The organism is Pandoraea commovens, assembly GCF_024704525.1.
Taxonomy (GTDB): Bacteria; Pseudomonadota; Gammaproteobacteria; order Burkholderiales; family Burkholderiaceae; genus Pandoraea; species Pandoraea commovens.
Genome location: NZ_CP102780.1, coordinates 4,243,114 through 4,266,555 on the forward strand (window position 1 = coordinate 4,243,114; position 23,442 = coordinate 4,266,555).

At 62.3% G+C, this 23,442-nt stretch carries 23 protein-coding genes and 2 tRNA genes; 14 read left to right on the forward strand and 11 right to left on the reverse strand.

All coding sequences use genetic code 11. The features are described from left to right. The first annotated feature begins 2 nt into the window (after positions 1-2). Positions 3-764 carry an ABC transporter permease gene (locus tag NTU39_RS19090; RefSeq protein WP_039402551.1) on the forward strand — a complete coding sequence of 254 codons (762 nt, stop codon included), beginning with the start codon at positions 3-5 and terminating at the stop codon, positions 762-764. Between the two features lie 85 nt (positions 765-849). Here NTU39_RS19090 and NTU39_RS19095 read toward each other — a convergent pair whose 3' ends face one another. Beyond that, on the reverse strand, positions 850-1,464 hold the full coding sequence (locus tag NTU39_RS19095; RefSeq protein ID WP_150666048.1) for a glutathione S-transferase family protein: 615 nt from the start codon (positions 1,462-1,464) through the stop codon (positions 850-852). Between the two features lie 117 nt (positions 1,465-1,581). On the opposite strand from NTU39_RS19095, the gene NTU39_RS19100 reads away from it, so the two are divergent. Together NTU39_RS19100 and NTU39_RS19105 are read left to right on the forward strand one after the other, a co-directional pair. Beyond that, on the forward strand, positions 1,582-2,271 hold the full coding sequence (locus NTU39_RS19100) for a type 1 glutamine amidotransferase domain-containing protein (protein ID WP_150666047.1): 690 nt from the start codon (positions 1,582-1,584) through the stop codon (positions 2,269-2,271). Continuing rightward, positions 2,268-2,795 carry a GNAT family N-acetyltransferase gene (locus NTU39_RS19105; RefSeq protein WP_257958304.1) on the forward strand — a complete coding sequence of 176 codons (528 nt, stop codon included), beginning with the start codon at positions 2,268-2,270 and terminating at the stop codon, positions 2,793-2,795. The genes NTU39_RS19100 and NTU39_RS19105 overlap by 4 nt, the downstream gene beginning before the upstream one ends. 108 nt (positions 2,796-2,903) lie before the next feature. On the opposite strand, the gene NTU39_RS19110 is transcribed toward NTU39_RS19105, so the two are convergent. Then, on the reverse strand, positions 2,904-3,425 hold the full coding sequence (locus NTU39_RS19110) for a DUF1993 domain-containing protein (RefSeq protein ID WP_150666045.1): 522 nt from the start codon (positions 3,423-3,425) through the stop codon (positions 2,904-2,906). Positions 3,426-3,759: 334 nt separating this feature from the next. On the opposite strand from NTU39_RS19110, the gene NTU39_RS19115 reads away from it, so the two are divergent. The 3 genes from NTU39_RS19115 to NTU39_RS19125 all read left to right on the forward strand — a co-directional run bounded on the left by NTU39_RS19115 (position 3,760) and on the right by NTU39_RS19125 (position 6,147). Continuing rightward, positions 3,760-4,383, forward strand: a complete 624-nt coding sequence (locus NTU39_RS19115) for a hypothetical protein (RefSeq protein ID WP_257958305.1) — start codon at positions 3,760-3,762, stop codon at positions 4,381-4,383. Between the two features lie 70 nt (positions 4,384-4,453). Continuing rightward, complete coding sequence (locus NTU39_RS19120) at positions 4,454-5,272, forward strand: hypothetical protein (RefSeq protein WP_150666043.1); 819 nt, start codon at positions 4,454-4,456, stop codon at positions 5,270-5,272. 53 nt (positions 5,273-5,325) lie between these two features. Continuing rightward, positions 5,326-6,147: a hypothetical protein gene (locus tag NTU39_RS19125; RefSeq protein WP_257958306.1), complete on the forward strand. Its 822-nt coding sequence runs from the start codon at positions 5,326-5,328 to the stop codon at positions 6,145-6,147. 10 nt (positions 6,148-6,157) lie between these two features. Here NTU39_RS19125 and NTU39_RS19130 read toward each other — a convergent pair whose 3' ends face one another. Then, positions 6,158-6,742, reverse strand: coding sequence for a nitrogen fixation protein NifQ (locus NTU39_RS19130; RefSeq protein WP_246184713.1), 585 nt, complete (start codon positions 6,740-6,742; stop codon positions 6,158-6,160). A gap of 46 nt (positions 6,743-6,788) precedes the next feature. Continuing rightward, entirely contained in the window at positions 6,789-7,214 is a 426-nt protein-coding gene (locus tag NTU39_RS19135) for a TOBE domain-containing protein (protein WP_257958307.1), read from the reverse strand. A 287-nt stretch (positions 7,215-7,501) separates the two neighbouring features. Here NTU39_RS19135 and NTU39_RS19140 point away from each other — a divergent pair, with 287 nt between their 5' ends. The 5 genes from NTU39_RS19140 to NTU39_RS19160 all read left to right on the forward strand — a co-directional run bounded on the left by NTU39_RS19140 (position 7,502) and on the right by NTU39_RS19160 (position 12,019). Beyond that, the gene (locus tag NTU39_RS19140) at positions 7,502-8,236 is read left to right on the forward strand and encodes a YoaK family protein (RefSeq protein ID WP_150666039.1); all 735 of its coding nucleotides are present in this window, start codon (positions 7,502-7,504) and stop codon (positions 8,234-8,236) included. A 78-nt stretch (positions 8,237-8,314) separates the two neighbouring features. After that, positions 8,315-9,076 (forward strand): 3-oxoacyl-ACP reductase, encoded by a 762-nt coding sequence (locus NTU39_RS19145; RefSeq protein ID WP_257958308.1) that lies wholly within the window; start codon positions 8,315-8,317, stop codon positions 9,074-9,076. Positions 9,077-9,506: 430 nt separating this feature from the next. Further along, a complete protein-coding gene (locus NTU39_RS19150) occupies positions 9,507-9,992 on the forward strand; it encodes a hypothetical protein (RefSeq protein WP_150666131.1) in 486 nt (161 codons plus the stop codon). A gap of 207 nt (positions 9,993-10,199) precedes the next feature. Further along, complete coding sequence (locus NTU39_RS19155) at positions 10,200-10,517, forward strand: VOC family protein (protein WP_150666037.1); 318 nt, start codon at positions 10,200-10,202, stop codon at positions 10,515-10,517. 125 nt (positions 10,518-10,642) lie between these two features. Then, positions 10,643-12,019 (forward strand): HipA domain-containing protein, encoded by a 1,377-nt coding sequence (locus NTU39_RS19160; RefSeq protein WP_257958309.1) that lies wholly within the window; start codon positions 10,643-10,645, stop codon positions 12,017-12,019. A 65-nt stretch (positions 12,020-12,084) separates the two neighbouring features. On the opposite strand, the gene NTU39_RS19165 is transcribed toward NTU39_RS19160, so the two are convergent. Continuing rightward, positions 12,085-13,002, reverse strand: coding sequence for a DMT family transporter (locus NTU39_RS19165; RefSeq protein ID WP_150666035.1), 918 nt, complete (start codon positions 13,000-13,002; stop codon positions 12,085-12,087). A gap of 72 nt (positions 13,003-13,074) precedes the next feature. Between NTU39_RS19165 and NTU39_RS19170 the strand changes: the two genes are divergently transcribed. Further along, positions 13,075-13,902: an AraC family transcriptional regulator gene (locus NTU39_RS19170; RefSeq protein WP_373275415.1), complete on the forward strand. Its 828-nt coding sequence runs from the start codon at positions 13,075-13,077 to the stop codon at positions 13,900-13,902. A gap of 80 nt (positions 13,903-13,982) precedes the next feature. Then, positions 13,983-14,279 carry a YciI-like protein gene (locus tag NTU39_RS19175; RefSeq protein ID WP_150666034.1) on the forward strand — a complete coding sequence of 99 codons (297 nt, stop codon included), beginning with the start codon at positions 13,983-13,985 and terminating at the stop codon, positions 14,277-14,279. Between the two features lie 129 nt (positions 14,280-14,408). On the opposite strand, the gene NTU39_RS19180 is transcribed toward NTU39_RS19175, so the two are convergent. From NTU39_RS19180 to NTU39_RS19205, 6 genes are all read right to left on the reverse strand, one after another. Then, positions 14,409-14,484 (reverse strand) — tRNA-Glu (locus tag NTU39_RS19180). A gap of 16 nt (positions 14,485-14,500) precedes the next feature. Next, a tRNA-Ala gene (locus NTU39_RS19185) sits at positions 14,501-14,576 on the reverse strand. A 118-nt stretch (positions 14,577-14,694) separates the two neighbouring features. Then, positions 14,695-15,888: a DSD1 family PLP-dependent enzyme gene (locus NTU39_RS19190; protein ID WP_257958310.1), complete on the reverse strand. Its 1,194-nt coding sequence runs from the start codon at positions 15,886-15,888 to the stop codon at positions 14,695-14,697. Between the two features lie 50 nt (positions 15,889-15,938). Continuing rightward, positions 15,939-19,031, reverse strand: a complete 3,093-nt coding sequence (locus tag NTU39_RS19195; RefSeq protein ID WP_257958311.1) for an FAD-binding and (Fe-S)-binding domain-containing protein — start codon at positions 19,029-19,031, stop codon at positions 15,939-15,941. A gap of 200 nt (positions 19,032-19,231) precedes the next feature. After that, positions 19,232-20,509, reverse strand: a complete 1,278-nt coding sequence (locus tag NTU39_RS19200; protein ID WP_150666031.1) for an MFS transporter — start codon at positions 20,507-20,509, stop codon at positions 19,232-19,234. A gap of 470 nt (positions 20,510-20,979) precedes the next feature. Next, a complete protein-coding gene (locus NTU39_RS19205) occupies positions 20,980-22,200 on the reverse strand; it encodes a pyridoxal-phosphate-dependent aminotransferase family protein (RefSeq protein ID WP_150666030.1) in 1,221 nt (406 codons plus the stop codon). A gap of 457 nt (positions 22,201-22,657) precedes the next feature. Here NTU39_RS19205 and NTU39_RS19210 point away from each other — a divergent pair, with 457 nt between their 5' ends. Beyond that, entirely contained in the window at positions 22,658-23,374 is a 717-nt protein-coding gene (locus tag NTU39_RS19210; protein ID WP_039396830.1) for a GntR family transcriptional regulator, read from the forward strand. Positions 23,375-23,442: the final 68 nt, after the last annotated feature.

The window sequence follows — 23,442 nt, forward strand, 5'->3', positions numbered from 1 at the left end:
CCATGAATTTCTACGCCATGAAGGCGATCTACAACTTCGAGATGGCACGCACGCGTCGCACGTTGATGCAGAGCATCATCTCGCCGGTCATCTCGACCTCACTGTACTTTGTAGTGTTCGGTGCAGCGATCGGCTCGCGTATTCCGGAAATCGAAGGCGTGCCGTACGGTGCGTTCATCGTGCCGGGCCTGATCATGCTCTCGCTGCTCACGCAGAGTGTGACGAACGCCTCGTTCGGCATCTATTTCCCACGCTTTACCGGCACGATCTACGAGGTGCTCTCCGCACCGGTGTCCTACATGGAGATCGTGTGCGCGTACGTGGGTGCGGCGGCGACCAAGTCGATCATTCTCGGGGTCATCATGCTGGGCACGGCCGCGTTGTTCGTGCCGCTGCGCATCGAGCATCCGATCTGGATGATCTTCTTCCTCGTGCTCACCGCGGTCACGTTCAGTCTGCTCGGTTTCATCATCGGCATCTGGGCCGATGGCTTCGAGAAGCTGCAACTCGTGCCGTTGCTCATCATCACGCCGCTCACGTTCCTTGGCGGCAGCTTCTACTCGACGAGCATCCTGCCGCCGTTCTGGCGCGCCGTCACGCTGTTCAACCCGGTCGTGTATCTCATCAGCGGTTTCCGCTGGAGTTTTTACGGACTGGCGGATGTGAGCGTCGCCGTGAGTCTTGGCATGACGCTCTTGTTCCTTGCGATCTTCCTTGCCGTCGTCGCGTGGATGTTCAAGACGGGCTATCGCCTGAAGAGCTGACGTAGATCGCAATGCCGGACGGTGATGCCGTCCGGCCTGTCTTTATCCCGTCTCTACTCCCCCGCTTCACCCCCTCCCCAATACGTCAGATCGGCGGCGTCTCGCGAAACGCGGGCAGCGCCTCGGCCTGCGCCGAGAAGTTGGCAATCTCGGGAAACTCCGCGCCGAAGTCGACTTCCGGCAGCAGCAACTGATGGAAACGCCACGCCACGGCTACTGCCACGCCATGCTCGCCAATCTGTTCCGGCGTGGCCAGGATGGGCACCTGCGCCAACTCCAGTTCCAGTTCATGAAACGCCGCATGCACTTGCGTGCGCACCCGGTCTGTCCACGGCGTATGCCGCTTCTCGCTCGGACGCAGTTCGCGCTCGTACACCAGTTGCACCGACTTCTCGCAGGCCGCCAGCGCAAGTCCCGTCAGACGCAACGCCCGCACACGCTCAGCAGGATCGACCGGCACCAGCCGCTGCGCCGGATCGACCAGCGATTCCAGATACTGGAGGATGAGGGTCGAGTCCATGAGCACCGTGCCGTCGTCGGTCACGAGCGTCGGTGCTTTGACGACCGGATTGATCGCCGCGAACGCGTCGAAGGTGCTGAACACCGACAACGAACGGTGTTCGAAGGGCAGCCCAAGCAACTTCAGGCAAATGGCCGTACGACGCACGTACGGCGAATCCAACATTCCGATCAACTGCATGTCTCGCTCCAAGGTTCGAGGCGCTCATCGCCGTTATGGTGCCGTTATGGCCGGTTTCGTCGATCATACATGACGGGTAGAATGATTCGCATGGCCGATTCGACAGGGAGACGTTTCATGAACATCCTGATGGTTCTGACGTCGCACGACCGCCTGGGCGACACGGGCAAGAAGACCGGCTTCTGGCTCGAAGAATTCGCCTCGCCGTACTACGTATTCATCGACGAAGGACTCGCCGTCACGCTCGCCTCGCCGGCCGGTGGCCAGCCGCCACTCGATCCCAAGAGCGACGAGCCGGACGCGCAAACGGAAGCCACCCGGCGCTTTCGCGAAGACCCCGACGCACAGAAGGCGCTCGCCAGCACGCTCAAACTCGCCGACGTCAACGCCGACGACTACGATGCCGTCTTCTACCCCGGCGGCCACGGCCCGCTCTGGGACCTCGCGCAAGACCCTCACTCCATTCATCTGATCGAAGCCTTCGAGCGCGCAGGCAAAGCCATCGGCTTTGTGTGTCATGCGCCGGGCGTGCTGCGTCAGGTGCGCGCGGCGAACGGCGAACCGCTCGTACGCGGACGGCACGTCACCGGATTCACCAACGACGAAGAGGCCGCCGTCGGCCTCACCGACGTCGTGCCGTTCCTCGTGGAAGACGAACTCAAGCGGCTGGGCGGGCTATACGAGAAAGGTGGCAACTGGGAATCCCATGTTGTCGGCGACGGACGCCTCGTCACCGGGCAGAACCCCGCCTCATCGGAAGAGGCCGCACGTACGGTGCTGGCAATGATGGAGCCGCGCCTGCCATGAAGACAGGGTCGTCGGTTCAGGTGCGTCGGCTCGTTCCCGCCGACGCACTCGCGTTTCAGGCATTGCGTCTTTCCGGTTTGCAGGCGCATCCGGAGGCGTTCGGATCGAGCTATGCCGAAGAAAAGGACTGGCCGGTCGAACGGGTGCGCGAGTGGCTGACAGTGCGCCCGGACACGGGCGTTTTCGGTGCGTTCGAAAACGAGCGGCTTGTGGGCGTGGTCGGCCTGGGACGCCAGACACGTGCGAACTTCGCGCACGTCGGCTTCCTTTGGGGCATGTACGTCCATACGGACGCCGTCGGGCGCGGCGTTGGCCGAGCGCTCCTCGACGCGGCCCTTGCCCTCGCACGCTCACAGCCCGGGCTGCGCCATCTCACCCTTCAGGTGAACGCCGACAATCGTGCAGCGCTTACGCTCTACCAGTCTTTCGGCTTCGTGGAGATCGGCCGCGAGCCCGACGCCATGCGCGTAGGCAACGACTTCTGCGACGACATTCGCATGTATCTGCCGATCGCCACGCACTGAACTGCCAGCCGTCACCCAAACGAAAACGAGCGCGCCGACACTTTTCCTCGTCGGCGCGCTCGCTTCCTGCACGCGCACGCCAGCAACGCGGCGCGCGTCGTCAAGACCTCAGACCGGCTGCATCTCGAACGGTCCCAGATAGTCCATCTTGCCCACTTCCACACCTTGCGCACGCAGCAGGTCGTGCGTCGTCGTCACGTGGAAATAGAAGTTCGGCAGCGCGAACTTGAACAGATAGTCGACGGCGTCCATCGTGGTCTGCTGCGTCTTGAACTTCAGCGTGACCGGGCGCGACTCCGCCCCGTCGAAACGGTCTTCGAGAATGCCCGCAATGTATGCCTCGGTATTGGCGATGCGGTCCCGCAATTGATCGAACGTCGTCTCCGTATCTTCGAACTTTGGCGACTCGACGCCCGTGATGCGCGACACCGCGAACTTTGCCGTATCGCTCACGCGCTGCACCTGCGCGACGAAGTCGAGCATGTCCGGCGCGAGCTTCGCCTTGAGAATCGAATCCGGGTCGGTCGACGTCGCTTCGCAATGCGCGCGCGCCTTCTTGATGTAGTCGGCCATGACGGTCAGGCCACGGAGATAAACGGGAATCGTGGCGCGATAGAGGGTGATGGACATCGGGGAACTCCTCGGGAGATGACCCATTGCGCAATGCGCGGGTAAGGGGGAAATGCGGGCAAAAGCACATGCTATCAGCGCAGGAATTTTCTTGCCGCGCACCGGGCGATTTCTGGAATTCGCCACCCGGACATTTGCGCAAAATTAATGGCCCGGGGCAGCGGCGCAACGACGACTCGCCCCCCCCATCACGACACAAGGATTTCATCGCATGGCGAGTTCGACGCCTTCCGCCCCTCTTTCTCTTCCGCCAACGCTCTCCGGCCACTTCGCGTGCGCATTGAGCGAGGAGACGATCCAGACGTGCAGGGACGCCGAAAGCGAGAAGGCACTCATGAGCGCCTGGGGCCAGGTCAAGGACTTCTTCCTGGGCACGCACAAGGAAGCTGCACAACGCGCGCTGTTTCGACTGGCACACCCGAAAACCATGGACGAGCAGGTCGGCGCATTCGCCGCACTGCTGCGCTACGTCGCCCCCGAGGATATGCACCGCCTGCAATGGCATATCTCAAGTCACGAAGTCATCGGTTTCCAGGTCGGCGATCCTGTCTTCTCGCCCGCGCACGACGTCGTCGACTACATGAAGCACACCACGTGGATGGACTTCGAAGACAGTTGCCATCTGCTGCTCAGCCTTCGGTTCGACGGCCATCATGTGCTCACGGGAGGCGACCACTTCGGACTGCCGCTATACGATCTGACGAATGCACCGCATTGTGCCGTGACGCTCGGGAGATGCCAGCGGCAGCTGAGCGCCATGCCGACGCTGCTCGACGCCCTGCAAATCATGCGCCTGCATCGGGACGACGAAATTCCTGGCCTCAGTGCGCGCGTAAGGGCCGCGATCAACGCGCTGATGATCGAGATCAACGGTACCCGCATACCCGTGAGCAGCGAGATCGGCCGTAATGCCGAGCAGCTATGCAAGCTCGCGACGACGCTCAAGGATCGCTACTAAGCAGTCACTGTGTAAATAGCGCAACCCAGCGGCCTCAAGATTGGAAACGCATTGCAAAGGAATCATCGCCATGATCACGAACTCGTCCTCGCCCGTACTCTTACTCTGCGGCGACTCCGCGTCCAGCCTCAGCGCGAAGAACATCGATGAGTGCACGAACGCGCGCACCGAGAAGGACCTGGAAAGCCTCTGGGGACGCATCAAGGACTGGTTTTTCGGCACGCATCGCGTGGACGCAAAACTGGCGCTGTATCGGATGCTGAACGCCGAAACGACCGCTGTGATGCAGACGTCGTATCTCGAGCTGCTTCGCTACGTCGAGCCCGAACATCGTCAGCAGTTGGCGTGGCTCATCGGCGAACAAGAACGCCCCGCCTTCCAGATCGGCGGGTACGTCGTCCCATCGAAGGTCGACTGGGCGTCTCAGGTGCCCTCGGAGCCGCCGCCGAGCGTGACCGATATGGCAAAGCTGCTGCTGTCGCTTCGATACAAGGGAATGCCGGTGCTGGAGACGCTGCGCGAGGTCGGTCTCTGTCGCATTGTCGAAGCGGCGCGCGAGGAAGGGCTCCCTGAGGCAAAGGCCGAAGTGAACGCAGATCGAATGCTCGACGCACAACAGTGGTTTCTGGGACGCTCACCGTCGCTTGTCGACGCACTGGAACTCATCGGCCTGCATCGAAATGACGACGACGGGGAGCTTGCCTACCAACTCCGGCTAGCCGTCGAACAGGCGCTTGGCGGTGAGGACGACGACAAGGCCGCCGTGATGTCGCGCAATGCCGAGAACCTGATGTGTCTGGTGACCGATATGTTCCACGATCGCGAGCATCTGAAGCGGACCGCCCTGTCACTCAACCTGCACGTCAACCCATTCAATCGCGCTGCCTGATCGACATCACCGTCAGATGAAGAATTCACGTAACAACGAAGGAAGTGTTTGCAATGACCGTTTCAGCAACGAATTCGCCGATAAATCTGATTGGCAATATCCCGCACAGTCTCGATGCCGAGACCGTCACGATATGCACGAAAACCGGCGTCGACTACGCATTGACCAGCTTGTGGGAGCGCATCAAGGATTGGTTCTTCGGCACGAACAAGGTCACTGCGATGACCGCGATTCACACGCTGGCCACCACCCCGTCGTCCAGCGCGCAAATCGACGCATTTCTCGATCTGTTGCGTTGTATCGAACCGGAACACAGGGATCAGTTGAAGTGGTGTGCGGGCGATAGCGGCGATCCGTATTTCATGATCGGCGACTGCGTCGTGCTCGCCGCTCCGGACTGGTCCGCACGCGGAGAGAAGCCGCTGAACGTCGACGACATGGCGCAGATTTTGCTGAGGACGCATCACGGCGACGAGTCGCTACTGTCGGCGTTCATGCGCGTTGAAATGGAAACCGGCCACCTGCTGCGTCCGCCTCGGGCAAGCGTGGAAGAAGACGACGTTGTCTTCCATGACCTCAGTACCAAAAAAACTTACTTGGAAAGCTCACCTACGCTCGTCGAAGCGTTGGAGTTCGTCGGCATGAACCGCAATGGCGCGAGCTGCGACGAATCCCACGCACTCGGCATCCTGGTCGAGAAGGCGTGGCGCGAAGCGCTGGTCGGGAGCGGAAAGACCGATGAGCAAGCCATCCAAACGTCGAGTGTGCGCATGGGCGGCATGGCACAGGACGTCATGGTGCTTGTGACCGATATGTTTCATGAGCGTCTCGCGACGCACCGCAGTCCGATGCCGGGGCGAGAGATCGGCCAATAAGGTGTCGGTGTCAACGACGCGTCGAGTCCGTATCGATCGGGGTGATGGTCTGGCGCAAGTGCGCGTAGCACTCGCCATAGGCCTCACAGCCGGGGCAACCCGGCGCGGGTGCGGGTGGTCGTCCGTAGGCGTGCGCGCAAGCTTCGGCGAGGAATCGCTTCCATCGCAGATTCGCCGTATTCTCGGCGACCAACGTCGGGAAGAAGTGTGACAGCAGCGCGGTGACGTCGTCGCGCCCCGTCAGGCCCAGATCGCGCCAGAGATGGTCGGGCCGCAGACACGCCGTGGCGAGGATCGTCGCCATGTCGGCCGCGTCGACCGGATGCAGCATCGGATCGGCGCGACGGCGCAACACCTCCTTCATCTCGACGACGAAGATGGCATGCGACGTCCACGCGGGCGTCGGTAATGTCGAGGCAAGCATCTGCCAAGTGTCGGACGCAGGAAGAAAGTGACGACGCAGCAACGTCGCCAGCGCCGCCCCCGACAGCCCGAGACGCGCAAGGCGCTCGGGCGTAGCATTGGCCGCGAGGAGCGAGGCGAACAACACCGCCTCGGGGCGTGCATGCGAAGGCGTCAGTGTGAGACCGTGCATGAATGACATCGCCTTACGTTCAGGCAGTTCTTCAGAACTAAGTAACTCAGGCGACGGCCAGAATCACGCTCGACGCCTTGACCAGCGCGGCGGCAGCGCGACCGGCCGTCAGGCCCAGACGCTTCACGCTTTCGTTCGTCACGATGGCGGCAATGATCGCACCGCTGTCGGCCACAATTTCAACTTCGCTGTTCACTGCGCCCGTCTCGACGCGCGAGACCTTGCCGGTGATCACGTTGCGCGTGGAGACCTTGCTCGCGTCGGCATCGACCATCACGATCACCGACGAAGCCTTGATCAGCGCCACCGCGTCACTCCCTTCCTTCAGACCCAGATTCACCGTGCTCTCATGCGTGATGACGGCAACGATCTCCTGCCCCGCGTCCGTGCGCAGCGTGACTTCGTCGTTCACTGCACCGCGTTGCAGCGAAATCACTTTGCCGTTGAATTGGTTGCGGGCACTGGTCTTCATGAAAATCTCCTGTCGATGTGGGCCGCGTGGCCGGTGACGTTCATGTCGGCGATGTGGACAATGCAACCGAGGCCACGCGATGCAATAAGACGTTCGGACGGTCGCGCCGGACCGACGGTGTGAGGCAGTATAGCGGGTCGAAGTGGCGTCCGGCGTAGCAGGCCGGTGATATGCTTCATCAGCGTCCGGGGCCGGACAGACGCCCCCTTCGGGCACGCAAGTATCGAGGCCACCCCTGCACGCTGCACGGGACGCCATCTGCCACGCATGCCGACACAGGAGCCGTCATGGGTACTCCCCGCCACATCCCCACGCCGACCGAGGCCGCCACGCTCGCCCGCAGTTGGGTGAGCCAATTTTCCAAACCCACCGCCATCGGCATGACACTCGCGTTTGTCGCCGGTTATATCGACGTGGTCGGCTTCATCGCGCTGTTCGGCCTCTTCACGGCGCACGTGACCGGCAACTTCGTGATGATCGGTGTGCAACTGGTCGCCAGCACCCACGTCGGCGTGCTCGCCAAGTTGCTCGCTTTGCCGGTGTTCGTCATTTTCGTCGCGATGGTCAAGCTCATCGTGCAGGGCTTTGCGAACACCGACCGTCGTCCGCTCCGGCTGTTGCTGATCTTGCAGACGTTGCTGCTGCTGGGGTTCATGATCATCGGCATGGCTGCGCAGCCGATTCTCTCGGCCGACGCGCCGCTCGCCATTCTCTCCGGCATGTTCGGCGTCGCCGCGCTGGCGATTCAGAACGCCATCGGACGGCTGGTGCTCGCCGACCTCGCCCCGACCACCATCATGACCGGCAACACCACGCAGATCGTGATCGACATGGTGGAACTCGCCAGCGGCAACTGCGGCGACGACAAGGCCGCCAGAACGCGGCTGCGCAAAATGTTGCCTGCACTGGCGGCCTTCGCCGTCGGCGCCATCCTTGGCGGCTTCGCGTATCACGGCGCGGGCTTCTGGAGCGTGCTGTTGCCAGTCGTGCTGCTCGCCGCGCTCGCCACCGCCAACGAATGAGCCACCTCCGTCCCCGAAGAACAATCCTGCGGAACGCGCGATAATGACCGCCTTTTGCGGGATTAGGGGGAGATCGGAATGAAGCTGGATTCACAGTGGGTACTCGTGACGGGTGGGGCACGCGGACTGGGCGCGGCCATTACGCGCGCTGTGGCGCGTGAAGGCGCGGGCGTCGTCATCAACTATCTGCGCAGCGACGTGGCCGCTCGCGAACTGGCCGAATCGCTCGGCGATCGCGCCATCGCGTTGCAGGCCGACGTCACGGACGAGAAGGCTGTCACCCGCCTCTTCGCCGAAGCCCACGAGCGCATCGGCGGACCCATCGTGTCGGTCGTCAACAACGCGCTGGCCGACTTCCGTTTCGACGGTGACGCGCGTCCCAAACTCGCCGACATCTCCTGGTCGCGCTTCTCGCAGCAGCTCGAAGGGGCCGTCAAAGGCGCGCTCAACACGATGCAGGCCGCACTGCCGGGCATGCGCGAAGTCGGGTTCGGGCGCATCGTGAACGTGGGCACTAACTTGTTTCAGAACCCGGTCGTGCCGTATCACGATTACACGACCGCCAAGGCCGCCCTTCTCGCGCTCACGCGCACGGCATCCAACGATCTCGGCCCCGACGGCATCACCGTCAACATGGTATCGGGCGGTCTTCTGCGTGTAACCGATGCCAGCGCCGCCACGCCGGAAGCCGTGTTCGATCTGATCGCAAGCCTTACGCCGTTGCGCCAGGTCACGACGCCGGAAGAGTTCGCCGACGCCGTGCTGTACTTCCTCTCGCCGTGGGCGCGCGCCGTGACGGGGCAGAACCTCATCGTTGACGGCGGGCTGGTGAAGGGCTGAGCCCTCTAGGGCCTGTTCACACTAATTCCGGGCTCGTGTTGCCCGGCCAAAGGGGCGAGCGCAAGGAATGAGCCGAAGCGAATATCGGGAATATTCGAGAGGATCATGACGCAGCGATCGCCCCTTTGGGTGGGCAACCCAAAGGGAACGTGCCCTACCGGCCGTCTGGCCGCGTTACTGCCAGCTTGCTTGGGACCACCAAGCGGCGCTGTCGGTGCCTTGCCAGCCAGCCGGTAGAACACGTTCACGAGCCCGGAATTAGTGTGAACAGGCCCTAGGTCCAACCTATGGAGTACGCAAGGCGGGGAACGTGTCCGTGCTATCGCCGGACGCGGTAAAATTGCCATCTTTGTGAGCGCGTGCTCACACCCATCTCACTTCCAAACCCCGAATTCAGACAGTGACCGCAACTTCCGCCACACCCGAAGACATCCCGACTGACGACACCAGCAGCACCGATGCCATCCACGAAGCCCGCCTGTGGCGCGACGACGGTTGGACGGCGAAGGTCGTCAAGAACGAAGAGGACGACGGCTGGGCGGTGGCGATGTTCAAGGACGGCGAGTCGGAACCCGCCCTCGTGGGGCCGTGGACGATGGGGCGCGACAAGAAGAATCCGAAGCCGCTGGACGTCGGGGCGTTCCATACGCTGGTGAAAACGGCGGCCGAGGTGTTGCGGCGTCACGAACAGCAACTGCGCGCGCAGTTGCACAAGCGCATCAGTGTGGACGGACCGGACGGCGAAATCGACGTCACGCTCGATATCGTGCCCGACGACTACGATCCCTACGCCATGCTGAGCGCCATCGACCGCTTCGGCGAAACGATTGCGACGGTCAAAGTGCCACCGTCGTTCAAGCTCTCGCGCAACAGTGCGCGCGCCTGGGTCGAGAACGACTTTCAACGTCCCCAGTGAGCACCCGCTAACCCTGCCTCCTCCCATCCCATCACTGCGGATACCGGGATAACTGCCCGTCTGGTTAGCGTGCCTGACGACGCCTAAGATGGATTTCGCCGACATACCGCCTACACAGCAAGATCCGCGTATGCGCTGCAACATGCGAGCGGGCGCTCACACAGTGCAGCGGCGGCGTTCCCATCGAATCCGGCGTCAGGAGACCCCATGAAACGCTTTCATATCGCGCTCGCCGTGCGCGATCTCGACGAATCCATCACCGACTATTCCGCGCGTCTCGGACAGCCGCCCGCAGCCGTCGTGCCGGGCGCCTACGCCATGTGGCGCACCGACCTGCTGAACTTCTCGATCAATCAGTCGCCGTCGCGCGCGGGCGAGCTTCGCCACGTCGGCTTCGAAGACGACGATGCTCCCGAGTACGCCAGCAGCACGGACTGCAATGGCCTGCTGTGGGAAGCCTTCTCCGCCGCAGAACAAGACCGTCGCATAGTGAGTACTTACGGGGTCGCGGTACGCAATACGTGAGCGCCCTGCCCCTCGCCCACCCGCTTGGGACCGAGCAACGGTAGGGGCAACCTCAGATGAAGGCACGGTCGAAAGGCATCTCATACTTGCACATGTGCTATTCTTGAACTATTCATGAAATATTCATGGACGCGTTCAAACCGAGGGTTCAGATGGCCGATCAATCACTTCGAATTGAGGAAATACGCCGCCTGCTAAGGCTTGGACCGCTTACTGCACAGGAGATCATGGCTGATTTATCGATCAGCCAGCCGACCCTCTCACGAGTCATTCGGGAAGCGCCTGAACTATTCACAACGTTTCGAATTTCTGGGGATCGCACCCCAAAGTACGGGACTTTGCGTCCGCTGCCCGGCGGGTTGTCTCCCCGTCAAGCGGTCTATCGGGTTTCAGCCGAAGGCGCGATTGAACCGTTCATCCGCGTCGAATTTCTGACCGGCGGGGCGACGCTCGAACTCGGTAATTCCCGGAATGCGCTATACGAAGGCCTGCCCCCGTATATGACGTTCGCTACGCCATCGGGATTCTTGGGCCGCCAGGTCGCCCGAACGGTTGCTGTGGAAATGAAGCTTCCGGAGAGCCTTCGGGATTGGAGCGACGAACATCGTGTCGCCTATCTTTTCTCCAGAGGACTGAATCTTCCGGGCAACTTGATTTACGGCGACACCTCCCTCCAAAGGGAGATGGAATTCCGCCAGTTACTGCCAGTGTCGTCTGCACAAAAGCTAGAGTCGTACGAGGCGATGGCCAATCAGCTTAAGGACGCCTCCTACGGCTCCAGCGCGGGCGGCGAGCAACCAAAGTTTCTCTCTCTGACCGAAGATGTCGGCCATGTGATCGTAAAGTTCGCAAAGCGTGGTAGTCGCATGGCGGAACTGCTATCGCTTGAGCATCTGGCCCTCCGGGCGCTGATTAACGCGGACATCCCGTCAGCTTCGACGCACCTCCTCGCGACCGACAGCTATACGTTTCTTGAGGTGCAGCGGTTCGACCGGATCGGACGCTTTGGTCGCGTAGGAATGCTCTCTGCGGGGGCGATAGACGACGAGTACTTTGGGAAGCGAGACAATTGGTCCGCATTCGCGACGCGATGCGAGCAAGCACGAATCCTTCCGGCAACCGAAACCACGAAGATTCACGTGATGGCCGCATTTAGCGAGCTTATCGGTAACGGAGACCGACATTTCGAGAACATCTCGCTTCTCTTTAATGAGCATGGCCGGATTGATCGAGTGGCCCCCGCGTATGACATTCTCCCTATGAATTACGCGCCGTTGGGCGCAGGCGTCGATCCCGATCTTTTGCCGATCACCCCCAAAATTGGGGCCATTGGTGCGAGGCCGACCGTTTGGGGCAAGGCCTATTCCGCCGCCAGAGCATTCTGGGAAAGCGTGCAACAAGGGGCTTGTTCTTTGCCGATCCCGGATGAGTATAAGAATCTCGCGACGGCAAACCTCGCGGTGGCGAAAGACTTCGTGGTTCCGCTCGTTCCCAGCGACTGAATGTCGAAGGTCCAGTCAATGGCAACCTGACTGGACCTTACGCTGGACGGAAGCCCTCTAAAAAATCACGCAGGCACTTCGTCCGAATCTTCCACACCGCCGAAGCCGGGCAGCGGGCGCTGCCAGCGCTGCGCGATGAACACGCCGACGAGCGCCACCCCGCCGCCGATCACGTGGAACGTGTGCAACTGCTCACCCAGCAGCACGACAGCAATTGCGGCCGTCATCACCGGCAGCACATTGATGAACATGCTGCAACGGTTCGGCCCGAGATGCCGGATGCCCTGAATCCACAGAATCGGCAACACGATCGACGCCCCCAATCCGGCGTACAGCACCAGCGGCACCGTCGCCGCATTCAGCTGCGCCTGACCGGCAGGCACCATCGCGAGCATCGGAATCATCGTGATCAGCGCCGCCCACGCCTGCACGTAGGTCGACTGCGCGGGCGGCACCGCCACGTGCCAGCGTCGCAGCAACACGCTGTACAACCCGTAAGATGCCGAGGCGATCAGCATCAGGATGTCCCCCAGATGCATGCCGCCGTCAAGCAACTGCGACGGATGCCCCTGCCCGATCAGGTACACCAGCCCTGCGAGCGACAGCAGACCGCCCACGAGCATGCCGAGGGTCGGCGGCTCGCGCAGCAGCACCACGCTCCACAGCAGGGTCAGTAGCGGGGCCAATGCCGTCACGATCGCCATATTGGTCGCCGTGGTGCTGTGCGCCGCGAGATACGACAGGCTCTGATAGAACGACATGCTCAGGAAGCCGAGGAAGCCGAGCTTGGCGAGCTGCGGACGCACATGGTGCCAGTTGCGCAGTAGCGGACGGATGACGAAGGGCGTCATGACGGCTAGCGCCAGCACCAGACGATAGAACGTGATGGCCGACGGCGCGATGGTCGTGGCCGAGAGCTTCGAAACGATGACATTGCCGGCCCACAACAACATGGCGCCGAGCGGATACAGAAAGTACCCCATGACGATTTCCCACAGGTTTGACAAAGGAAGCGCCATCGTCAGGGATGTCACACAGGACCGTCTCACGCTAAAATTCCAAAACCTGTCTCAAAAAGGACACTCGTGGCTACCGAAAAGGCTGTGCGTCGCGTCATCGATCCGCGTCTGACCGATCACCTGCGATTCGAAAGCACCCCCATGCCGATGGCGGCGATGGCGGTCGATTACGCGCACAACGAGTTCATCGCCTCGCATTCGCATCGGCGCGCGCAACTGCTCTTTTCGATTGAGGGCGTGATGATCATCGCGTCGTCGTCGGGTCGCTGGGTAGTGCCACCGACACGTGGCGTCTGGCTCGCGGCGGGGCTGGAACATACGGTGCGCATGAGCGGCAATGTCAAGATGCGCACAGTGTTCGTCGAACCGGGCAGCGAGCCGTTGCCCGACACCAGTTGTGTCGTGGAGATCACGCCACTGATGCGCGAACTGATTCTCGCCGCCATCCATGTGCCACCGGACTACGCGCCTGACTCTCGCGACGCGCGCCTCATGCGTCTTCTGCTAGACGAACTGATCGCCCTGCCCGTCCTGCCGCTCTATCTGCCGTGGCCACGAGACGCACGTCTGGCACGCGTTTGCGATCGTCTGATGCAAAGCCCTTGCGACGACGCCATCATCGACCATTGGGCCAGCGAAGCGGGCCTCTCACCGAAGACGTTTCAGCGGCGTTTTTCCACGGAGACAGGCCTGACGTTCGGCCGCTGGCGTCAGCAAGCGCGCCTGCTTCAAGCGCTGGAAGCGCTGGCACGCGGCGAAAAAATCGTGAACGTGGCGCTGGATCATGGCTATGCCAGCCAGAGCGCATTTGCGGCGATGTTCAAACGGCACTTCGGCGTACCACCGTCGGCGTTTTATCGATAATGACGAGTACGACGCGTGTCGAAGCGACTGCACAACTTCGTCACGGCGTCAGGCGCGCAAAAAATCACGGAGATCACACCATGCATTACCTGCTCACTTACGAACTCGTGGACGATTACCTCGAGCGTCGCGGCCAGTACCGCGATGCCCATCTGGCTCTCGCCTGGGCCGCATCGGAGCGCGGCGAATTGTTGCTTGCGGGCGCGCTGGAGTCGCCCGTCGACACGGCAGCCCTACTCTTCGAAAGCGACTCGCCTGCGGCGGCAGAAGCCTTCGCGAAAACGGATCCGTACGTGGTGAATGGTCTGGTGAAATCGTGGCGCGTACGGCCGTGGAAGACGGTCGTCGGCAAGATGGCAAGCACGCCGGTGCGCTGAAAAATAGCCGGGCGTACGAATCGGCAGCACAAAAAACAAAACGCGCTTGGCCGTGAAGCCAAGCGCGTTTGTCGACAACCGATCGTGCGTCGTGTTTCTGGAGCTTTCCGAGAATCACGCCACTAAATCTGGCGTCCCCTAGGGGATTCGAACCCCTGTACTCACCGTGAAAGGGTGATGTCCTAGGCCTCTAGACGAAGGGGACCTAAAGTCTTCCGTTTTGGTGGAGGTAAGCGGGATCGAACCGCTGACCTCTTGCATGCCATGCAAGCGCTCTCCCAGCTGAGCTATACCCCCGTACGGCGAAGAAGTGAGACTATAGCGTGCTTTTCCGACCTTGGGAAGCCCCTGCATCAAAATATTTTGACGGGGCCGGATGTCACCGAGATGACGCCAGCGCCGCCACTCCCCCGCCTTACTGGCTTAGTCCACGCGCCTCGATGGGCCAGAGACCTTCGACCCGTCCGTGCCGCACCGCCACGTAGCGGTCGTAGAGATTGACCGTCGGATCGCAGTGTCCCGGCACCAGCAGAATCGGCTCGCCCAGCCACGGTGCGCTGTCTTCGTCCGCAGAGGCGAGCTCCAGCACGCCATGTTCGTCCGAGGCAGTCCGGTAATGCGGCTTGCTCGCCTGTTGCGACGACCAGAAGCGCGGCAAGCCCGAATCGATCGCTACGCTCTTGAGCCCCGCATCGCACACGATGATCCCGCTGCGCGCCGTGCTCATGACCGTCGATGCGAGAAACAGGCCGTGGCGAAAGCGCCAGTCGTCGCGCCATTCGAGCGAGCCGTAATGACCGTCGAGGAACACATACGACCCCGGCTGAATTTCGGTGTACACGCCGCTCTCGATATCGAACTCGGCCGTGCCCGTGCCACCGCCCGTCACGACCGGACAAGCAATGCCGCGCGCTTCGAGAAAGCGCACGTAGGCCGATGCACGGTCGGCAGCAAGACGCGCGGTATCGCGCCGCTTTTCCCAGCCGTCCACATGCTGCGCGCTGCCGTGATACGCCTGCAATCCGCCGAAACGCAGCCCCTCGTAATGATCGATGGCATCGACCAGTTGCGCCACGGCATCTGTCGAATCCACGCCGCAACGCCCCTGCCCCACATCCACTTCGGGCAGCACAGCGATGCGCACGCCTGCGCGCTGCGCGGCCTTACCGAGCGGTGCGACTTGCCGCACATCGTCGACACACACCGACAGCGTGACGTGCGCCGCCATCGCCACAGCCAGCGCCACACGCGCCTCGCCGACGAACTCGTTACTGATATGGATGTTGCCGATGCCCGCGTTGACGAACGGGATAGCCTCCGTGACTTTCTGACAGCAGATGCCTACTGCGCCCGCCGCCATTTGTGCATGCGCGATGGCGACAGACTTATGCGCCTTGGCATGCGGACGCACCGCAACACCGCGCGCTGCCGCGGCGCTCGCCATGCGTTCGACATTCGCCTCGAACGCGTCGAGATCGAGCAGCAGCGACGGCGTAGCCACCTGTGCGAGCGTATCGCCCACACGCGCCACGGGCGGCACGGCGATGCTGCCAGTGGCCGTGTTGGCAGCACTCGCCGACGTCGAAACCGTATTGACTGAATCTGGCATCACAATCCTCAATCCTTTGATGGGCGTTCGCAGAAAATGGCGGTCGCCGCTTACGCCACCCCGCCCGGCAACGCCCGCGCCAATACGCGTGCGACGTGCAACGCATCCGTTTGCGCCCCATCGTGAATCTGATGGCGGCAACTGGTGCCGTCGGCCACCACGATGGCGTTTTCACTGCGCTGACGAATCGCGGGTAACAGCGTCAACTCCGACATGGCGCGCGACGTGTCGTAATGCTCCGCTTCGTAACCGAAACTGCCTGCCATGCCGCAGCACGACGATTCGATCGATGATACCTTCAGCCCCGGCACCCAACCAAGGACCGCTGTAACGGGAGAGTAAGCGTCGAACGCCTTCTGATGGCAATGGCCGTGCACCAGCGCCTCGCCCACGCCCTCCGGCAGCGCTTGCCAGGCCACATCCAGGCGCCCTGCCGCCTTCTCGCGAACCAGAAATTCCTCAAACAAAAACGCGTTGTCCGCCAACTTGCGGGCCGCATCACCGAAGCCATACCCGAGCACTTCGTCGCGTAGCGAGAGCAGGCACGACGGCTCCAACCCCACAATCGGCACCCCACGCTCGACGAACGGCATCACCGCGTCGAGCAGGCGTCGCGCTTCCGCCTTCGCTTCGTCCACAAGACCTGCCGCGAGGAACGTCCGGCCGCAGCACAGCGGCCGCTCGCCAGCGCGCTGATTCACATGGACGGTGTAGCCGGCCGCTTCGAGCACCTGCTTCGCCGCGCGGGCATTTTCCGGCTCCATATAGTTGTTGAACGTGTCGACGAAGAGCAGCACCTGGCGCGAATTCTCCGCATCCACAGGATGGCCCAGCGGCGCCTGACGCGCCAGGAACGAGCCGGTGAGCGCAGGCACCGAGCGCTCCAGTGCGAGCCCGAGCCAACGCTTCGCCACGTTGCTGCCGGGCAGCCGCTGCGCCGCATCCAGCAGCCCGCCCACTCGGCTGGCCCACGGCGCGTAACGCGGCAGGTACGCGATCAGCTTGTCGCGCAACGACACGCCGTGGCGCTTCGCCCGCGCATGCCGCGCCTCGATCTTGAAGCGCGCCATATCGATGCCCGTCGGACAATCGCGCTTGCAGCCCTTGCACGACACGCACAGATCGAGCGCCGCCTTCACCTCGTCGCTCGCCAGCCCTTCGTCGCCCAGTTGCCCGGAGACGGCCAGACGCAACGTATTCGCCCGTCCGCGCGTGACATGCTGCTCGTCGCGCGTCACGCGATAGCTCGGGCACATCGTGCCCGCGTCGAACTTGCGACAGTGGCCGTTGTTGTTGCACATCTCGACGGCCGATGCGAGGCCGTGCGTGGCGTCCGTCCCGGTGTCCGGCGCGCTCTGCTCGCCGGTCAGCGCATCGCGCTTCACGTTCCAGGCCGTCCAGTCGAGCGCAGGGATGACCGGCTTTGCCGCATAGCCCGGTGCGAAACGGAACAGCTCGCGCGTGTCCATCTTCGGCGGGCGCACCATCTTGTCCGGGTTAAAGCGATTCTCCGGATCGAACAAATCCTTGATCTCGCCAAACGCCGCATTGATGCGCGGCCCGTACTGCCAGGCCACCCATTCGCCGCGACACAGTCCGTCGCCGTGCTCGCCCGAATAAGCGCCCTTGTATTCGCGCACGAGCGCCGCCGCTTCCTCGGCAATGTCGCGCATCTTCGCTGCGCCGTCGCGGCGCATGTCCAGAATCGGACGCACGTGCAGCGTGCCCACACTCGCGTGGGCGTACCACGTGCCTTCCGTCCCATTGCGATGGAACACTTCGGTCAGCCGCCGCGTATACTCCGCCAGATGCTCCAGCGGCACCGCGCAGTCTTCGATGAACGACACGGGCTTACCGTCGCCCTTCATGCTCATCATGATGTTAAGGCCCGCCTTGCGCACTTCCCAGAGCGCCTTTTGCGGCCCGGCGTCCGGCATCTTCACAACGCTGTCGGGTAAGCCGAGATCGCCCATCAGCGTGGCGAGATCGTCGAGCTTCGCGCGCAGTGCGGCGGGATCGTCGCCCGCGAACTCGACCAGCAGGATCGCCTGCGGATCGCCCGTGAGCGCCTTCTCGATGACGGGACGAAACGCGGCGTTGTCCATCGCCAGATCGATCATCGTGCGATCGACCAGCTCCACGGCCACCGGCCCCAGCTTCACGATGTGCTGCGTGAGGTCCATCGCCTGATAGAACGTGGGGAAGTTCACCACGCCAAGCGTCTTGTGGGCGGGCAGCGGCGCGAGCTTTAGCGTGATCTGACGGCTGTACGCCAGCGTGCCCTCCGAACCCACCAGCAGATGCGAGAGGTTGGCCACGCCGTCGTCGGTGTACGCGCGCGGGTTCAGGCAATCGAACAAGTCAAGGTTGTAGCCCGCTACACGACGCAACACGCGCGGCACGCGCTCGCGCATCTCCGCTTGTTCACGCATCGCGATGTCGTGAACGCTCGCGAGAATCGCCTTCGTACGTGCGTCCGTGGGCGGTGTGTGCAGCGAGCCGAAGTGCAGTTGCGCGCCATCGGCCAGCACCGCGTCGATCGCCAGCACGTTGTGCACCATGTTGCCGTATTCGATCGAGCGCGAACCGCACGAATTGTTGCCCGTCATGCCGCCGATGGTGCATTGCGCGGCGGTCGAAACGTCCACCGGAAACCACAGCCCGTGCGGCTTGAGCCACGCGTTCAGATGATCGAGCACGATGCCCGGCTCGACGGTCACAGTGCGCGCCTCGGTGTCGAAGTCGATCACACGGTTCAACCACTTGCTGTTGTCGATGACGAGCGCTTCGCCAATGGTCTGTCCGCACTGGCTCGTGCCCGCGCCGCGCGCGAGCACCGGCACCTTCTGGTCGCGTGCGATATCGAGCGCGCGAATCAGGTCTTCCTGATCGCGCGGCACCACCACACCGATAGGGAATATCTGATAAATCGACGCATCCGTCGCATAGCGGCCACGACTGGCGCGATCGAACAGCACGTCACCGCGCAGTTCGCGGCGCAGGCGGTCCTGTAATGGCGTGAGCGTCACCCCGCCGCGCTGCATCGGCATCAGATGCACGGGCTGGCTGATGGACGTCGGGGACGCGGGAGAAGTCGGAGGGGTGCCTTGAGGCGTCGCGCGGGCATTCGATTGGGAATTCATGACGTTGCTGGCGTTGAGCTGGCCGTACCGAAGAAGATGCAAAAGGCATCGGGGACGGGCCTGCGGCGAACGGACACGAGGCCCGTCCGGCAGGTGTTTTGCGGAAGATGTCGCTTGTCTTGCGGATCGTGCGGATCGTGCGGACGCTCGCTCACCACGCCGCTCACGATCCAACAAATCAGGCAGACATCAAGTGCACGTCAGGCAGGCTGACGGGCGTTGCTTGCGTTAGCGGCATCGCCTGCAAGCGAGAATTTGCTCTCGGGCTGCATGCGGAAGGCCAGCACCACGCCGACGGCCATCAGAATCATGCTGCCCACGAACGGCAGTTCCCAGTTCCCCGTGCGGTCGATGAGATAGCCCGAGAGCACCGGCGAGATGATCGCCGCGAGTGCCGAACCGGTATTCATCATGCCGCTGGCCGTGCCCGAGTATTCCGGTGCGACGTCCATCGGGATCGCCCACATCGGGCCAATCGTCATTTCGGCGAAGAAGAAGCCCGACGCCAGACACGCCATCGATACGTACAGATGGTGCGTGAACATCATCGGCACGAGCGAGATCAGCGTGAGCAGCATGCACACGGAGACCATCCAGCTACGGGCGCGCTTCAGGTTGCCGGTGCGCTCGTACAGCTTGTCGGTGACGATCCCACCAAGCGTATCGCCGATCACACCGGCAAAGAACACGCTCGAAGCGAACAGCGCCGACTTCTTCAGATCGAGGTCGTAGCTATGCAGGAAGTACTGCGGAATCCACGACAGGAACAGCCAGAGCGTCCAGCCATAGCAGAAGTACACAACGGTGACCGGCATCATGCGCTTGAACAGCGGCCCCCACGGCACCGAGCCGCTCTTGGCCTTGAGCGCAGGCAGCACGGCGAGTTCTTCGGTCGTGATGCGCGGATGGTCTTGCGGACGTTCGGTGAACGTGAATGCCCACAGCGCCACCCAGATCAGGCTCACGATCCCGCACAGGTAGAACGACTCGCGCCAGCCATGCGTGGCCATGATGAACACCACCACGGCCGGCGCCACGGCGTTACCGATACGCGAGGCCGCGTGCGTGATCCCCTGCGCGAAACCGCGCTTTTCCTTGGGAATCCAGCGCGACATGGCCGAGGTGGCTGCCGGGAACGTCGCCCCTTCGCCCAGACCCAGCAGCAAGCGGGCAAGCAGCAGCGTGACGAGGCCACCGGCCATACCGGTCAGGATCGTCGCCACCGCCCACAATGCGCCGCACACCAGCAACGTGCGCTTCGCACCGAAGCGATCGCTCACCCAACCGCCGATGATTTGGAAAACCAGATAGGGATAGGCAAATGCCGAGAAGACAAGACCGATTTCCGTCTTGTTGAGATTGAATTCCTTGCCGAAGCCGGCTGCCGCCGTGCTGACGTTGACGCGATCGAGGTAGGTGATGAAATACATGACGCATAGCATCACCAGCACGACCCTTGTCGCCTTGAAAAGCTTCATTGCATGTCTCCTGAAACATCCTGTGAAGCGCGCCCGCAGCATGCTGGCAGCGCAAAGGTGTTGCTGCGTCACGAGCGCTTCTGTTGTGAGGCTCTGTGACGCTTGAATGACAATTAAAGCGTTTTACTTCAGAAGCGCCGGTGATCCTCCATCCAAATCGCCGGCACCCCTCGTCTCCTGGTTAGGACTTAGGGTCTGTTTCCCCTAAATCCGGGCTCGCGAACGTGTTCTACCGGCTGGCTGGCAAGGCGCCCGCAGCGCCGCTTGGTCATTCCAAGCAAGCTGCGGGCAACGCGGCCAGACGGCCGGTAGGGCACGTTCCCTCCGGGTTGCCCACCCAAAGGGGCGATCGCTGCGTCATGATCCTCGCGAATATTCCCGATATTCGCTTCGGCTCATTCCTTGCGCTCGCCCCTTTGGCCGGGCAACGCGAGCCCGGATTTAGGGGAAACAGACCCTACAACGGCAGGTTACGCGGCGACCTTGAGCGACGGCGTGTCTTTTGCCTTCGCCAGATAGTCCATCGCAGCGACGACACCCGAACCCGCCAGCTTGACGCCGGAAATTTGAAGGCCCATTTCGCAGCCCGAGAGCGTTGCCATCAGCGTCAGATCGTTGCAGTCGCCCAGATGGCCGATACGGAACATCGTGCCGCGAATCTTGCCGAGCGCCTGACCGAGCGACATGTCGAAGCGTTCGTAAATGCGCTTGCGGACTTCGTCGGCGTCCACGCCTTGCGGCATGACCACACCGGTGAGCACCGGGCTGTACACCGCCGGGTCCTGACACTGGATCTCCAGCCCCCAGGCGTTCACAGCGCGACGCGTCGCCTCGGCCAGTCGCTGGTGACGCGCGAACACGTTATCCAGCCCTTCTTCCAGAATCATATCGAGCGCTTCGGACAGGCCGTACAGCAGGTTCGTGTTCGGCGTGTACGGCCAGTAGCCGTTCTTGTTCGCTTCGATGATTTCCTGCCAGCCCCAGAAGGCGCGCGGCAGCTTGGCCTGCTTACCGGCTTCCAGCGCCTTGGGCGAGACGGCATTGAAGCTGATACCCGGCGGCAGCATCAGACCCTTTTGCGAGCCCGAGACGGTGACGTCGACACCCCACTCGTCATGGCGGTAGTCGGCCGAGCCGAGGCCCGAGATCGTATCGACGAGCAGCAGCGCCGGGTGTTTGGCCGCATCGATGGCGCGACGCACAGCCGCGATATCGGAGGTCACGCCGGTGGACGTTTCGTTATGCACAACACACACGGCCTTGATGGCGTGGCCGGTGTCTTCGCGCAGACGCGCTTCGATCATGTCCGGCTGCACGCCACGACGCCAGCCTTCGGTGCCCGGCAGGCCAATGAACTCCGGCTTCAGGCCGAGATTTTCGGCCATCTTCTTCCACAGCGTGGAGAAGTGTCCGGTCTCGAACATCAGCACGTGATCGCCCGGCGAGAGCGTGTTCGTCAGCGCGGCTTCCCACGCGCCGGTGCCCGAAGCCGGATAGATCACGACCGGTTGCTCGGTCTTGAAAATCTTCTTGATGTCGGCGAGCACCTTGCGACCGAGCGCCCCGAATTCCGGGCCGCGATGGTCGATCGTCGGATAGCTCATGGCGCGCAGAATGCGATCGGGCACCGGGCTCGGACCAGGGATCTGCAGGAAATGGCGACCCGAGGGATGGAAATCGAGCTTCAACATGAACGTCTATCTCCTCTTGAAAAATTCTGTTTTGAATTTTGCATTCAAAATACTTTAGCAGAGCGGATGACTTTCGCAAGGGGTGAGAAGCGCTTTTAATACAGTCGTTTACCCGAAGGGTCTGTCCCCCCCTAAATCCGGACTCGTGTTGCCTGGCCAAAGGGGCGAACGCAAGGAATGAGCCGAAGCGAATATCGGGAATATTCGCGAGGGTCATGACGCGGCGATCGCCCCTTTGGGTAGGCAACCCGAAGGGAACGTCCCCTACCGGCCGTCTGGCGGCGTTGCCCGCAGCTTGCTTGGAGCGACCAAGCGGCGCTGCGGGCGCCTTGCCAGCCAGTCGGTAGAACACGTTCACGAGTCCGGATTTAGGGGGGGACAGACCCTAGATACGGGTGCCTGATACCGTGCGTTACAATCGCGCCTATGACGCCTGATGCCGATTTTATGATTTTGAATGCAAAAAATGGATAACACGTCGACGATTGCCGCCCCCGAAATCCCGCGAGTCGAGCGCCTTCGATTGCACGACACCGTCGTCGAGCACCTGCGCCGCCTCATCATCGAGGGGGTGCTCTCCCCCGGGGTCAAGCTCAACGAACGCGAGTTGTGCGAGACGTTGGGCATCTCGCGCACGCCGTTGCGCGAAGCATTCAAGGTGCTGGCGGCCGAAGGGCTTATCGAGATCGCACCGAATCGCGGCGCGAGCGTCGCGCGCATGACGGAGAAGGAAATCCGCGAGATGTTCGAGCTCATGAGCGCGCTCGAAGCATTCTCGGGGGAATTGGCGGCCGAGCGTATGACAGCCGTCGAACTCGCCGAGATCAAGGCGTTGCATTACGCCATGCTCGCGTGCCGGGCGCAGCAAGACCTGCCGGGCTACTACGCGCGGAATCAGGCGATTCACGATCGCATCAACGAAGCGGCGCGCAACGGGGCATTGCGACAGACTTATGTGGCCATCAACCGTCGGCTGATGGCGCTGCGCTTTCGCTCGAACTTCCATTCGGACAAGTGGGATCGCGCCATCCACGAGCATGAGCAGATGATCGACGCACTGGAGCAACGCGACGGCAAACGGCTCGGTGAGATTCTGCGCAAGCACTTGCTGGCCAAGCGCGACGCCGTCCTGCAAATTCACGCCGAACCGGCGAGCGACGCCCCGAGCAACTGACCCACGGCATCTCGCCGACATCGCGCCAAACGACAAACGACAAACGGCACGTGAGTGCATCCACTCAA